This is a genomic window from Tessaracoccus caeni, from assembly GCF_029211185.1.
Lineage (GTDB): Bacteria > Actinomycetota > Actinomycetes > Propionibacteriales > Propionibacteriaceae > Arachnia > Arachnia caeni.
The window spans coordinates 38706-52376 of record NZ_JARGDO010000026.1 but is presented as its reverse complement, the minus strand read 5'-3'; the positions used below and the strand labels follow the sequence as shown (position 1 = coordinate 52376).

At 65.1% G+C, this 13671-nt stretch carries 10 protein-coding genes and 2 pseudogenes; 9 read left to right on the top strand and 3 right to left on the bottom strand.

Features of this window, described 5'->3' with window-relative positions; all coding sequences use genetic code 11:
* From P0D62_RS17620 to P0D62_RS17580, 9 genes and pseudogenes are all read left to right on the top strand, one after another.
* A pseudogene (locus P0D62_RS17620) lies at nucleotides 1–106 on the top strand (IS5/IS1182 family transposase); the annotation flags it as partial.
* 275 nt (nucleotides 107–381) lie between these two features.
* Nucleotides 382–1896 carry an ABC transporter substrate-binding protein gene (locus P0D62_RS17615; protein ID WP_275703846.1) on the top strand — a complete coding sequence of 505 codons (1515 nt, stop codon included), beginning with the start codon at nucleotides 382–384 and terminating at the stop codon, nucleotides 1894–1896.
* A 24-nt stretch (nucleotides 1897–1920) separates the two neighbouring features.
* Nucleotides 1921–2889 carry an ABC transporter permease gene (locus tag P0D62_RS17610; protein ID WP_275703845.1) on the top strand — a complete coding sequence of 323 codons (969 nt, stop codon included), beginning with the start codon at nucleotides 1921–1923 and terminating at the stop codon, nucleotides 2887–2889.
* Nucleotides 2886–3695, top strand: a complete 810-nt coding sequence (locus P0D62_RS17605; protein ID WP_275703844.1) for an ABC transporter permease — start codon at nucleotides 2886–2888, stop codon at nucleotides 3693–3695. The genes P0D62_RS17610 and P0D62_RS17605 overlap by 4 nt, the downstream gene beginning before the upstream one ends.
* A complete protein-coding gene (locus P0D62_RS17600; RefSeq protein ID WP_275703843.1) occupies nucleotides 3692–4516 on the top strand; it encodes an ABC transporter ATP-binding protein in 825 nt (274 codons plus the stop codon). Before P0D62_RS17605 ends, P0D62_RS17600 begins: the two co-directional genes overlap by 4 nt.
* On the top strand, nucleotides 4513–5274 hold the full coding sequence (locus P0D62_RS17595) for an ATP-binding cassette domain-containing protein (RefSeq protein ID WP_275703842.1): 762 nt from the start codon (nucleotides 4513–4515) through the stop codon (nucleotides 5272–5274). Before P0D62_RS17600 ends, P0D62_RS17595 begins: the two co-directional genes overlap by 4 nt.
* A gap of 203 nt (nucleotides 5275–5477) precedes the next feature.
* Nucleotides 5478–6671, top strand: coding sequence for a phosphoglycerate dehydrogenase (serA, locus tag P0D62_RS17590; RefSeq protein ID WP_275703841.1), 1194 nt, complete (start codon nucleotides 5478–5480; stop codon nucleotides 6669–6671).
* A gap of 123 nt (nucleotides 6672–6794) precedes the next feature.
* Nucleotides 6795–8292 (top strand): annotated as a pseudogene (locus tag P0D62_RS17585) (IS1634 family transposase).
* 425 nt (nucleotides 8293–8717) lie between these two features.
* Nucleotides 8718–8987 (top strand): hypothetical protein, encoded by a 270-nt coding sequence (locus P0D62_RS17580; RefSeq protein WP_275703840.1) that lies wholly within the window; start codon nucleotides 8718–8720, stop codon nucleotides 8985–8987.
* Nucleotides 8988–10626: 1639 nt separating this feature from the next.
* Here the strand turns inward: P0D62_RS17580 and P0D62_RS17575 are convergent.
* The 3 genes from P0D62_RS17575 to aroA are packed head-to-tail and all read right to left on the bottom strand — an operon-like array spanning nucleotide 10627 to nucleotide 13667.
* Nucleotides 10627–11415 carry an inositol monophosphatase family protein gene (locus tag P0D62_RS17575; protein WP_275703839.1) on the bottom strand — a complete coding sequence of 263 codons (789 nt, stop codon included), beginning with the start codon at nucleotides 11413–11415 and terminating at the stop codon, nucleotides 10627–10629.
* A gap of 30 nt (nucleotides 11416–11445) precedes the next feature.
* Nucleotides 11446–12429 (bottom strand): ribosome small subunit-dependent GTPase A, encoded by a 984-nt coding sequence (gene rsgA, locus P0D62_RS17570; RefSeq protein WP_275703838.1) that lies wholly within the window; start codon nucleotides 12427–12429, stop codon nucleotides 11446–11448.
* Nucleotides 12426–13667, bottom strand: coding sequence for a 3-phosphoshikimate 1-carboxyvinyltransferase (aroA, locus tag P0D62_RS17565; RefSeq protein ID WP_275703837.1), 1242 nt, complete (start codon nucleotides 13665–13667; stop codon nucleotides 12426–12428). Before aroA ends, rsgA begins: the two co-directional genes overlap by 4 nt.
* Between the last annotated feature and the right edge of the window lie 4 nt (nucleotides 13668–13671).

The following is a 13671-nucleotide window of genomic DNA, read 5'->3' as shown; positions in this document are numbered from 1 at the left end:
CGAGGCATTCATCGCTTTGGCCAACGCGGTCATCGTGATCCGACGCCTCGTCCGCACCGCTTGGACAACCCACCGCTGGGACACCCGACCAACCCGACGACCATGACCTACCTGCGGAATCTCTAAGAGGTTTCGCAGGTAGGTGGTGCCGTGAGCTACGGACGTGCTGGATGGATGACATGGCAAGACGGACAACGAAACCTGCATTGGGTATGCCGGTGAGTTGGACAACGTAGCCAGGTCGCCATCCAGTGCGCCGCAGTAGGTGCCACCTACCTGCGGGATCTCTAAGACTCCGCTGCGAGCAGAACGCAGGAGCAACGATGCGTCTGCCGGTTAGACTGTTCGCGCCCATGCGTTGATGTCCCCGAAGGAGACTCCATGTCCAAGCGCCGCCAGAGCCTCAGGTTTGGCGTCGTCGCCGCGTTGTTGAGCGCACTCCTGCTGAGTGCCTGCTCCACGCCGAGCGACGAGCCGTCAGTTCCGCAGGCCTCTGTTCTGGACGTCGGAGCGACCATCGAGCCGGCAGGCATGGATCCGATCACCGTCGATGGCGCGGCAACGCCCTTCGTGCTGCTCTACAACGTCTACGAGACACTGGTGAAGCTCGACGGCGAGGGCAATATCAAGCCGTTGCTGGCCGAGGAATGGACGCGGTCGGTGGACAACCTGGTCTACACCTTCCAGCTCGACGATGCGGCGAAGTTCGCGGACGGCACGCCCGTCACCGCTGAGGCCGTAGTCGCCAGCTTCCAGCGGATTCTCGACGGTGACGCAACAGGACAGATCCTGGAGAAGTTCGCGCCGGTGAAGAGCCTGGAGGCGATCGGGAACGGCGCCGTCGAGATCACCCTGAAGCAGCCGTCCAACCGCTTCCTGTTCGACCTCACCACTCCCGCCGGCATGGTCTTCAACCCGGCGGGCATGGAGAACCTCGAGACGGTGTCCGCGGGGTCCGGTCCCTTCGTGCTGGGCGAGTGGGTGCAGGGCTCCAAGGTCGAGTTGCGGCGCAACGAGAACTATTGGGCCACCCCGGCCCGCTTCGACGTGGTCAACTTCCGCTACTACGCCGACCCCAACGCCATGAACACCGCGATGCTGTCGGGCCAGCTCGACATCATCTCGAACCTCACCGTGCCCCAGTCGCTCGGCCAGTTCACCGACGAGGACCGCTATCGCGTCCTTGAAGGCACCACCGACGGTGAGATCGTGTTGGGCTTCAACCACGAGAACGAGGCGCTCGCGAAGCCTGAGGTGCGCCAGGCCATCAACCACGCGCTGGACAAGCAGGCGATCGTCGATTCTGCGTGGGCGGGCCGTGGTGTTCTGCTCGGCTCGATGGCTTCGCCGAACGATCCGTGGTACGAGGATCTGAGCGACCGCTGGCCCTACGATCCCGATGCGGCAAAGGCACTGCTGGCTGAGGCCGGATATGAGTCTGGCCTCACGCTGCGGCTCCGCGTGCCCACCGCGCCCTACGCGACGGCGGCGGCCCGTGTCGTTTCCGCCCAGTTGGCCGAGGTGGGCATCACCGCGCAGGTCGAGGAACTCGACTTCAACCGCTGGCTCGATTTGGTGTTCACGAAGAAGGACTACGACCTGACCATGGTGGCCCACGTCGAGCCTCGCGATGCTGCCGCCTTCGTTCGCGAAGGTTATTACTGGAACTACCAGAACCCGGAGTTCGCGGATCTGCTCGCGCAAGCCGATGCTGCACCGGCAGAGGACGAGGCCAAGATCATGGCCGAGGCGGTCCGGATGCTGGCCGACGACGCCGCCGCAGCGTGGCTGTGGCTGCTGCCGAACCTCGTGATCACGACCACCGACATCGTGGGAGTCAACCAGGATCAGCGCTCACTGTCCTTCGACCTCACCAATATTGCTTCGAGGAGCTGACAACCCGAGCAGGAATGCTGAATCATGCGCCGGATAGCCGTCCGCGTCGCGATCCGCGTCGCGTGGTTGGCAGCGAGTCTCCTCGTAGCGTCGCTGCTCATCTTCTGGGTGACCAATGCGCTTCCCGGCGACATCGCCCAGCTTCTCCTTGGCACCAACGCCACCCCGGGTGAGGTAGAGGCGCTCCGCGAGACGTTGGGTCTCAACCGGCCGTTCTTCGTGCGCTACCGCGAGTGGTTGGGTGGAGTGCTGGTGGGCGATTTCGGCACGTCGATGATCACGCATCAGGCCGTGGGCCCCGTGATTGCCAGCACGATCGGGGTCTCGTTCTGGCTCATCACCTTCGGCATGGCTGTCGCCCTGCTCGTCGCGCTGCCCGTGGGTACCTATGCAGCAGTGCGGCGCAACCGCCTAGACGGCGTGATCGTGTCGGCGATCTCACAGATCGGGCTGGCGGTGCCGGCGTTCTGGGCGGGCATCCTGCTGGTGCTCCTGTTCGCGGTACGGCTGCGCTGGCTCCCCGCCGGGGGCTACGAGCCCGCGTCGGTGGTGGGGATCGTCGCCTGGGCCCGATCACTCGTGCTGCCGGTGCTGTCGCTGGCGCTGGTGCAGGCCTCGGTGATGTCTCGCTATGTCCGCTCCGCCGTGATCGACGTGATCCACGAGGATTACTTCCGCACCGCGCGTTCCCTCGGCTGGTCTTACCTCGGAGCGCTCCGACGGCACGGACTGCGAAACATCGCGATTTCCCTGCTCACCGTGATCGGTCTGCAATTGGCCACGTTGCTCGTCGGCGCGATCCTCATCGAGCAGGTCTTCACCCTGCCCGGTCTGGGGCGGCAGCTGCTGATCGCCGTCTCTGGGCGTGATCTCGTCGTCGTGCAAGGCATCGTTCTGGTGCTGGTGTGGGCGGTGCTCGTCATCAACTTCCTGGTGGACCTCGCCTATCAAGTGATCGACCCTCGCCTTCGACGTGCGCGGGAGGCATCGTGAAGAACGGATCCCTTGCCCTCGGCGCCACCCTGATCGGCACCGTCGTGCTGCTGGCCGTCGTGTCCCTGTTCTGGACGCCCTTCGATCCGACGGCGATCTCCGGCGACCTGGCCGCCTCGCCCGGCTGGCCGCACGTGCTGGGTACCGACGGTTTCGGCAGCGACGTGGCGTCGCGCCTGATGATCGGCGCCCGGATGTGCCTGCTGGTGGGCATCGTGTCGGTCACAGGCGCGGCCATCGTCGGGGTTCCGGTCGGCATCTTCGCCGGCATGACGTCGGGCTGGGTCTCGGAGATCCCGGCCCGGCTGAGCGACATCCTCTACGGCTTTCCCGCGCTGCTGCTCGCGATCCTGTTCGCGGCTGCATTCGGTGGCTCCACCTGGACGGCGATGCTGGCCATCGGCGTCTCGACGGTGCCGGCCTTCGTGCGCATGGCCCGTGCGGGCACGTTGCAGGTGATGAGCCAGACCTACGTCGAGGCGGCCCGGGTGAGCGGCATCTCGTACGTGCAGATCGCCTGGCGCCACGTGCTGCCCAACATCGCGCCGCTGATGGGTGTGCAGGCCTCCGTCAGCTTTGGCATCGCCATCCTCGCCGAGGCCGGCCTGTCCTATCTGGGCCTAGGCAGCGGCCAGGACACCCCGACGTGGGGTCGGATGCTGCGCGACGCGCAGGACTACATCTTCTCCGACCCGCTGCTTGCCCTCTGGCCCGGCCTGGCCATCGCGGTGGCCACGCTGGGCTTCAACGTGCTGGGCGACGGGCTGCGCGACCACCTCGACCCCAAGCAACGGGAGCTGACGTGAACCGGCTTGAGATCAGCGACTTCGGCGTCGCCTTCAACGGGAGGCCGGCCGTGCGGGGGATCAGCCTCAGCCTCGGCCCGACGGATCGGCTGGGCATCATCGGCCAGTCGGGGTCCGGCAAATCGGTCACCGCGCTCGCGATCATGGGCCTGCTGCCCTCGCACGCCCAGCTGACCGGAAGCATCCGTCTCGACGGCAAGGAACTCCTCGGCCTGCCCGAGCGGGAGTATCGCGCGCTGCGCGGCTCGTCGGTCTCGATGATCTTCCAAGAACCGATGACGGCCCTCGACCCCACCATGAAGGTGGGCCGCCAGATCGGCGAGGTGCTCGCCCTGCACCAAGGCGAGCGGCGCGGCCAGATCCGCGACGACGTGCTCGCGTGGCTGGAACGCGTCGGCATCGGCGACCCGCTGCGCGTGTCGGGGAGCTACCCGCACCAGCTGTCGGGCGGCCAGCGGCAGCGCGTGCTGGTGGCGATGGCGCTGGCCAACGAGCCGGGTCTGGTGCTCTGCGACGAGCCCACCACCGCGCTCGACGTGCTGGTGCAGAAGCAGATCCTCGCCTTGCTCGACGAGCAGCTGCGCGACCGCGCGGCGATCTTCGTCTCGCACGACCTGGCCGTCGTGCGCGAGGTGTGCTCGCAGGTGGCCGTGATGCTGGACGGACGCATCGTCGAGCAAGGCCCCATCGAGCAGCTGATCGGCAACCCGCAGCATCCGTACACCAAGGGCCTGATCGCCTCGGCGCGGATCGACGCGGTGGCACCTGGCGAGCGGCTGCCCAGCGTGCAGGACTACTACCGGATGGACGATCCCCGATGACGGCGCTGGTCGAGGTGCGCGACGCCGAGGTGACCTATCACCGCGGCGGACGGAAGTTCGTCGCCTTATCCGGCGCGTCGCTGGCGATCGAGCCGGGGGAGCGGGTCGGCATCGTCGGCGGCTCCGGTTCCGGCAAGACGACGATCGCCCGCCTGATGCTCGGTCTCATCCGACCCACCGTGGGCGACGTGCTGTTCCGCGGCAGATCGATCGTCGGGGTGTCGGAACGCGGTCTCGGCGAGCTGCGCTCGTCGGCGTCGCTGGTGTTCCAGGATCCCAACTCTTCGCTGAACCCCCGGATGCGAGTGGGGGACATCATCACGGAGCCACTCCGCACCCGCTGGCATAGCGGCCGTGGCGGTCCCGAAGTGGTCAGCGCCGCCTTGCAGGGCGTGGGCCTGGATCCCGAGCACGCGCGTCGATTCCCGCACCAGCTCTCCGGTGGCCAGCGGCAGCGCGTGGCCATCGCGCGTGCCTTGATCAGCGACCCCAGCCTGCTCGTGGCCGACGAGCCGGTCAGCGCCCTGGACGTGTCCGTGCGCGCCCAGGTGCTGAACCTGCTGACCCGCACGGTCGCCGAGCGCGAGCTGGCGCTGGTGCTGATCAGCCACGACCTCGCCATCGTGCGCCATCAGTGCCAGCGAGTCGTCGTCGTCGAGGCCGGCCGCATCGTCGAACATGGCGCGGTCAACGACGTCTTCCGCCGACCGCAGCACCCCTACACCCAGGCCCTCCTGGAGGCGACACTCTCGCTGTGAGCGGAGTGTGCCGGCCGGCGTAGAACGCTCGGCCTCGTCGCTACGCAGTGGCAGCCGTGCCAGGAAGTGCGACCAGCTCAATTTCTGTGACAGCGTCACCAGAATCTGCGCCCCGTACTTTGCCTGGGATCCGAGTACCTCGGAGTCGCTGATCGAACGGCCCGTTTGGGGGCCTTGCGCGCTACCTGCGTAGTATTCGGCTGGTGAAGGCACTGCTACTCGAGAACATCCATTCCGACGCCACACGCGTGCTGAACCAGCGCGGCTTTCAGGTCGAGAACCGCGCGACCGCGCTGACAGAGGACGACCTGATCAAGGCCCTCGACGGCGTCGACTACCTCGGCATCCGCTCCCGTACCCAGGTCACGGCTCGCGTGATCGAGGCCGCACCCCACCTCAGGGCCGTCGGCGCCTTCTGCATCGGCACCAACCAGATCGCCCTCGACGCCGCAGCCGCCGCGGGCATCCCCGTCTTCAACGCGCCCTACTCCAACACCCGCTCCGTGGTGGAGCTCGCGATCGCCGAGATCATCGCCCTGGCCCGCCACCTCACCGACCGCAACAAGCAGGTGCACGAGGGGTTCTGGGACAAGTCGGCGGTGGGCTCGCATGAGATCCGCGGTCGGACGCTGGGCATCGTCGGCTATGGCAACATCGGCTCGCAGCTCTCGGTGCTTGCGGAGGCCCTGGGCATGCGGGTGCTGTTCTACGACATGGTCGACCGCCTGGCGCTCGGCAACGCGCGCCGCGTCGACACCCTGGAGGAACTGCTCGGCGAGGCTGAGACCATCTCGTTGCACGTCGACGGCCGCCCTGAGAACGAGCACATGTTCGGCGCCAAGCAGTTCGCCCAGATGCGTCCGCGTTCGCTGTTCCTCAACCTGTGTCGCGGCCACGTCGTCGACCTGGAGGCGCTCTACACCAACCTGGAGAACGGGCACCTCGCCGGCGCGGCTGTCGACGTGTTCCCGTCGGAGCCCAAGTCGAAGGACGAGCGCTTTGTCTCCAAGCTGCAGGGCATGAACAATGTGATCCTGACCCCGCACATCGGCGGCTCCACTCAGGAGGCCCAGGTGTCGATCGGGCGCTTCGTCGCCGGCAAGTTCGCCGACTTCGAGCAATACGGCTCCACCTCCATGGCGGTGAACCTGCCCGAGGTGGGCGCCGGCCGCGTGGCGCAGCAGCGCATCGTGCACCTGCACAAGAACGTGCCCGGCGTGATGGCTCGCCTCAACGCCCTGCTGGCCGAGCACAACATGAACATCGGCTCACAGACCCTGTCCACCCGGGGCGAGATCGGCTACGCGGTCACCGACGTCTCCGGTGGCGACGCCTACGACGGCCTGCTGGCGGACTTGGAGAAGCTCGACGAGACCATCCGTGTTCGCGTCCTCTGACCTGACTTAGGTCACGGAGTCGGGATTTTGTTGGTGGCATGCTTCTGGTTAGGGGTTTTGCCTGGCATGTCGCATGATTTTGTGCACTAATCGGGGTCGTAGGGTGGGGTTGTGTCTCCTCATGTGCGTGTTGTGAAGACCGCGTCGGGGGCGTGGGCGGTGCAGATCGTGTACTCGAACCGGAGCGGGAAGCGGGATCTGGAGCACATCGGCTCGGCGCACTCGGACGCGGAGCTAGAGGTGTTGAAGGCCGCCGCTCGGCAGCGTCTCGCGGCTGGCCAGCCGCAACTCGATCTCGGGCTTGAGTCTGAGCCGGGCTCGGGTGGGGCATTGCCGATCACCTCGACCAGGATGGGGGGCCGTTACTGGATGCACTCGCCCGCGTTTATGAGGAACTCGGGTTCGGGTTCGCCACCGGTGGGGATGAGGTGTTCCGGGCGTTGGTGATCGCGCGGTTGATCGAGCCGACCAGCAAGCTTGATTCAATCCGGGTGCTCGACGAGGCCGGTCTTCCCGCGCCGTCGTATCGGACGATCACCCGAGCCCTGCCTCGGTATGCGGACGACACGTTCCGCGCGAAGATCACTTCGGCCTGTGCTCAGCGAGCACGGCTGGGATCGGCAGCATTGGTGCTCTACGACGCCTCGACGCTCTACTTCGAAACAGCCGAGGGGGACGGGTTCCGTGAGCCCGGGTACTCGAAAGAGCGGCGTCTGGAACCGCAGATCACGATCGGTTTGCTTACCGACACCACCGGGTTCCCGTTGCAACTGCACGCGTTCGAGGGCAACAAAGCCGAGACGAAACGATGCTGCCCGTGATCGAGCAGTTCCGCAAGATTCATCCCGTTGCCGATGTGACGGTCGTCGCTGATGCGGGAATGCTCTCCCACGACAATCGCACCAAACTCGTTGATGCCGGGTTGTCGTACATCATCGGGCAGAAAGTGCCCGAGATGCCCTATGTCGTCCAGAAATGGAAGGACGACCATCCCGACACCCCGATCGCTGATGGCCAAATCTTCTTCACCCGGACCTGGACCGGCCCTGCCGGGGCACGGCGGGAAGCGCGGATCTACTACCAGTACCAGGCCGGGCGGGCACGGCGGAGCTTGCACGGCATAGATGAACAGGTCCGCAAGGCCGAGACCATCGCCGCCGGCCGTGCGCAGGTCAAACGCAACCGGTTCCTGACCCTCACCGATGAGCGCCGTGAAGTGAACCGCGACCTCGAGCAGAAAGCCCGGGCCCTAGCCGGTTTCAAGGGCTACATCACCAACCTGCTGCCCGACGCTGCGGACGCGGAGTTCGTGATCGGTGCCTACCATCAGCTCTGGCACGTTGAGAAGAGCTTCCGGATGTCCAAGCACGACCTCGCTGCCCGGCCTATCTACCACCGGCTGCGTGACTCGATCGACGCTCACCTGACCATCGTGTTCGCAGCCCTCGCGATCGCCCGCCACATCGAAACAGCTACGGGGTGGTCACTGAAGAAGTTCGTCACGACCACACGCCGCTACCGACAGATCACGATCAAAGCAGGCGGACACGAAATCACCGCCGCCGACCCCATTCCCAACCACCTCGCCACCGCAATCAGAACCATCCACGATGGACACTAAACTGACCTAAGTCAGGTCTCCGGCGGCGACGCCGACGAGGGGCTGCGGGCCGATCTGGAGAAGCTCGACGAGACCATCCGCGTTCGCGTCCTCTGAGGGCAGGCCCGCCGGCTTAGTGAGGTTGATTCCGTCACCGGTCTGAGGCTAGCGAGGTCGAGAACGTCACCGATCGCCCCCATGTGGCAGTAGCCAGGTTCTGCGCGTCAGCATGCTGACGTACAGAACCTGGCCGAACCCAGATCGCCGAGTGACTAAACGAAATCAACCTGGTTAACCGATGTGGTCACAAGGACGGTGAAGGTATTTCTCGAGGAAAAGCTGGGGGCTCATTCGCTAGCGCTCAGACCAGGCTCTGGCTAGGCCGAACTCAGCCAAACTCCGATTACTGAGAGCAGTCCCCAAGCCGCTATCGTGAGTGATACACGGTGCCACCGCAATTGGATGCCGCTGGCTACCGCGAGCGCGACACCAAGAAGCGCGGTGCGGAGAAGCGAGGTTTCCCACGTCTCGACCTGGCCAAACATCACAAGGCCAAAAGGGGCGATGGTCCAATGCTCGGTGATGGCGATAGCGAAGGAGCCCACGATGGCGGACGCCGGGATGCCAAGATAAGTGGAAAGTGGTCTTATGAGCAGAACGACAATTCCAATCCGTGCAATCTGGAGCATGAGGCCGATAGTGATGAAAAACGCTAGGTGCCAAGGGGTCAGAAATTGCGGTGCAATTGGTAGTGGCTGAAGTTCGTGCCGCGCTGAAATCGTGGCGCACAGAATGCCGAGAATGCTCAGTATCAGTATTGATACATGTGGTTGAATAGCCGGCAAATATCTGCCCTTGGGTCCTGGGGGTCGCGGTAGTTTCGGCTGTCGATGTGTCGACAAGACCACTACTGCTGTGACGAGAAGTGCGGCAAGTGCTCTGCCTATGTTCCAGTCAAAAAACCACGAGTCGGATGGTCCAAATTGTGCCAAAACGGGAATAGTTGCGGCCAAGCATGCAGCGCATGCAATAATAAAGTCCGCGAGTTTCAGGTCCGCAGATGCTCCACGGATAAGATCTGGTATGGCTTGAAGTGCTCCAGCTGAAAAGAAGCCTATTAGGATCGTCAAGAAGATCGTGAAAAACTCGGCATCACTTCGTTCCTTTGGTGACGTGTATCTTAGCGATGGAGGTGTGTTGTAGCTGAGGTTCTGGTGCCACTCCAGCTGTATTAGTCCGCCTTGGTCAGAAATGGAGTCGGGTTCTGGGTAGATCGACTCGACATCGGATAGTGAACCCGGTGCCAGGAAGCGGTAGGAAATGAGTGGTTGCGGGTCCGGTGTGTCAAAGACGTGAAAACTCGGAAAGAGTACAGAATGGACGCCCGCTCCACTCTCGTGGCCGAATCCGCTCCAACCGCACTCTGCGTTAAACGTGCGTGAACTTAGCGCGCCATGGGATTCGGGCCAGCACGTTGAGTTTGTGGAGCCATAGTCTCGAGAAATATTCGAAACCGATTCGGCGTGGGCGTTGGTAGTCAGGCTCCATGTGTGTGGGCTGCCGCCTCGAACATCAATGGTTACAGAAACGGTGTCGTCTTTGACGGCTCTGAGGCCTATTGTTATCGCGGCGGGGCTTGTGTGGGGGGCCAGTATATTTGGTATCAGGGCAAGGACTGTAAACAGAGTTCCCACCAAACAAACTGTCGCAGAAAATCGCTGGAAGCGATGAACTCGGAGTTCAGTGGATCTGGTCGCTGCATCTGCTTGCGCCACCGCTGAGATTTGATTCAGACTGGTACGTTCTTGTTCTGTCATGCACGATCTCTGCCCCGCCTGTGCGAGTGCGGCGGCTGCTTGAAGTTCAGAGAGTGAAGCGGGGTCAAGGTCTCGTAGCCTCCGAGCAAGGTCATTACGCCAGTCATGCTGCGGAAAGACCGCCCGTAGTAGGCGACTAATTACGGGCTCCGAATTCTGGGTCAGGCCAAAGCTGGAGAGTACTGACTGCCGTGAATGATCCGGCAGTTCGTCGAGTATGAGCAGAATACGCGTAGTTTGAGCGTTTCGCTTTGCGTCGGTTTCTCTGGGCACGCAGTCATCCTAGTAGGAACCTCTGCGCTGCTATAGCGACCAGGTGATCCAACTTGCACACCTAGGTCATTCGCGTGCTAGATGATTTATCTAGCCTCAGGGTAGGCATGCTTGGCTCCTGGTGTTGTCGCAGCCTTAAGGAGGAGACCCACTCGCAGGCTCCTGCGGATCTGGTGCCGACTATTTGGCACCACATCAGGCTGTCGATGTGGCCAGTACAGGGGCTAGGAACGCCCACCCAATGAGCTCGGTGACCTGCCAAGGTCTACCGCAGGTAGCTGAGCACCGGGTCGTGGAGGAGGCCGTTGGTGGCAACGGCGCCCTGGCCCCACGGGCCGTCCTCGCCCTCGAGGCTGGTGAACCGGCCTCCGGCCTCGCGCACGATGATGTCGAGCGCGGCCATGTCGTAGAGCTGGAGCTCGGGCTCGCAGGCGATGTCGACGCAGCCCTCGGCCACCAGCATGTAGCTCCAGAAGTCGCCGTACGCGCGGGTCCGCCAGCAGGTGCGCATGAGGTCGACGAAGCCCTGACCACGGCCGGAATCGACCCACTCGGAGATCTCCGAGTACGACAGCGACGCGTCGGGGATCTCCTCCACCCGGCTCACGCTGAGCTCGGTGGCGTTGAGGATGCTGCGACCGGTGTAGGCGCCGCCGCCCAGGCTGGCCCACCAGCGGCGGCCGAGCGCGGGGGCGGAGACCACGGAGGCGACGATCTGATGGTCGACCTCCAGCGCGATCAAGGTGGCCCATACCGGCACGCCGCGCAGATAGTTCTTGGTGCCGTCGATGGGATCGATGATCCAGCGACGGTTGGACTCGCCGCTGTCGGCGAACTCCTCGCCCTTGACGGCGTCGCGGGGCCGGGTGCGCGAAAGCGTGCGTCGCAGCGACTCCTCGACGGCGGTATCCGCCTCTGTCACGGGGGTGTTGTCGGGCTTCGAGCTGAACCGCAGATCCTGAGCCTTGAACCTGTTCATCGACAACGAGTCGGCGTCATCCGCCATGAGATGGGCCAAGCGGAGATCGTCGGTCAGATCCTTGGAAACAGCCATGGTCGAAGACTATCTGAACCGCGACCGCTGTCAGGCGAAGGCGCGCTCCATGCGGCGGAAGGAAGCCAGCCGTTCGACGGGCAGCCGGCCGTCCTCGACGGCTGCGTCGAGTTCGCAGTCGATGGCCGACGAGTCGTGGGGGCAGCCGCGCGGGCAGTCCTCGGCGATCTCGGCCATGTCGGGGAAGGCCCCGATGATCGACTCGGTGCGCACGTGGCTGATGCCGAAGGAGCGTACGCCCGGCGTGTCGATGATCCAGCCGTCGATCGGCAGTTCGATGGCTAGGGCCGACGTCGACGTGTGCCGCCCCTTGCCCGTCACCTCGGAGACCTCGCCGGTGGCGCGGTTGGCGTCGGGCACCAGGCGATTGACCAGCGTCGACTTCCCCACCCCGGAATGCCCGATGAAGACGGTGGTGTGCCCGGTGAGCAGGCCTTCGATCTCGGCGAGGTCCGCCTCAGGCTGGGTGACGACGATCGGCACGCCCAGCGGCTCGTACGCGGCCACCAGTTCGTCGGCCGACGCCAGGTCGGCCTTGGTGAGGCACAGCACGGGATCGATCCGGGCGTCGTAGGCGGCCACCAGGATCCGGTCGATCATGCCCATCCGCGGTGGCGGATCGGCCAGAGCTGTGACGATCATCAGCTGGTCGGCATTGGCGACGATGGGCCGCTCGAAGGTGTCCGCGTCGTCGGCGGAGCGGCGCAGCCAGGTTCTGCGGGGCTCCACCTCGACGATGCGCGCGAGCGTTCCCTCGTCGCCGGAGACGTCGCCGTCGAGGCGGATCAGATCGCCGACGATGACCCCGCCCTTGCGGGGAATGAGCCGGCCGCGCACGGCGGTGACCAGACGCTCGTCCACCTGGCAGCGGTAGCGTCCGCGGTCCACCGCCACCACTCGGCCGAGCGGGGCCTTGGAATAGTCGGGGCGCTGCTTGGTGCGGGGCTTGGAGCGTCGCTTGGGGCGGTCGAACCCGGAATGGTCGTCTTCACGGAGGCTGCGCGAGGCGCTCATCCGATCAATCCCCGCCAGACGGCCTCGAAGTCGGGCATCGTCTTGCTGACGCAGCCCAGATCGGTCACCGAGATGCCCGGCACCAGCAGGGCCAGCAGCGCGGCGAAGTGGACCATCCGGTGGTCGGCGTAGGTCTCCAAGAGCGCCCCTCGCAGCTCCGCGGGGGCACAGCCCTCGATCCAGAGCCCGTCTGCGGTCTCATCGGCAGCGACCCCGACCCGGCGCAGCTCGGTGACCAGCGCGGCGAGCCGATCGGTCTCGTGCCCGCGGATGTGCGCGACGCCGGAGATGACGGTGCGCCCGTCTGCAAAAGCGCCAAGGGCCGCGATCACAGGGGTCAACTCGGAGGCGGCGTGCAGGTCGACGTCGATGGCGGTCAGGCGGCCATTCCCTGTGACGGTGACCGAGCCGTTGTTTCGCGTCACCCGCGCGCCGAAGCGCTCCACGATGTCCAGGAACAAGGCCCCTGGTTGGACGGTGCGGTCGGGCCATCCCGGCACCCCGACGCTGCCCCCGGTGAGGGCGGCCGCGGCCAGGAACACCGAGGCGTTTGTGAGATCGGGCTCCACGCGGCAGTCCCTTGCCGCGATCGGGCCAGGGGCGACGTGCCACTCGCGTTCCGATGGCTGGCTGATCTCCACCCCGCGATCGCGCAGCATCTCCACCGTCATCGCGATGTGGGGGAGCGAGGGGAGCGAGTCGCCGGTGTGGCTCAGTCGCAACCCACGAGGCAGCCGGCAGGCCGCCAGCAGCGGACCGGAGATGAACTGGCTGGAGGCCGACGCGTCGATGGCGGCGACGTCGCCCAACTCCGGTCCGGGCGTCATGGTGAAGGGCAACCGGTCCGCGGTGCACTCGGCGCCCACCTGGCACAGCGCGTCGATGATCGGGGCCATCGGACGCTGGCTGGCATGCGCGTCGCCGAAGAACTCGGTGGGGCCGTCAGCCAGCAGCGCGACGGGAGGAAGGAAACGCATCACGGTGCCGGCCAGCCCGCAGTCCACGCGAGCTCCGCCACGGAACTGCGACGGCGGTCGCACGGACAAAGCGTCGCCGTCGTCGACGATCTCGACGCCCAGTTGGCGCAGGGCGTCGACCATCAGCCGGCTGTCGCGAGAGTCGAGCGCACCGACGATCTGCGACGGCCCGTCGGCGAGGGCGGCCAACACCAGGGCGCGGTTGGTCTCGGACTTCGATCCGGGAACGGCGACCGACCCGATGACCGGGCCGGGGCTCAAGGGA

Excerpts from the sequence above, each read along its gene's own strand:
- P0D62_RS17615 (WP_275703846.1), top strand. The coding sequence starts at position 382 with ATGTCCAAGCGCCGCCAGAGCCTCAGGTTTGGCGTCGTCGCCGCGTTG.
- P0D62_RS17610 (WP_275703845.1), top strand. The coding sequence starts at position 1,921 with ATGCGCCGGATAGCCGTCCGCGTCGCGATCCGCGTCGCGTGGTTGGCA.
- P0D62_RS17595 (WP_275703842.1), top strand. The coding sequence starts at position 4,513 with ATGACGGCGCTGGTCGAGGTGCGCGACGCCGAGGTGACCTATCACCGC.
- P0D62_RS17575 (WP_275703839.1), bottom strand. The coding sequence starts at position 11,415 with ATGGCTGTTTCCAAGGATCTGACCGACGATCTCCGCTTGGCCCATCTC.
- rsgA (WP_275703838.1), bottom strand. The coding sequence starts at position 12,429 with ATGAGCGCCTCGCGCAGCCTCCGTGAAGACGACCATTCCGGGTTCGAC.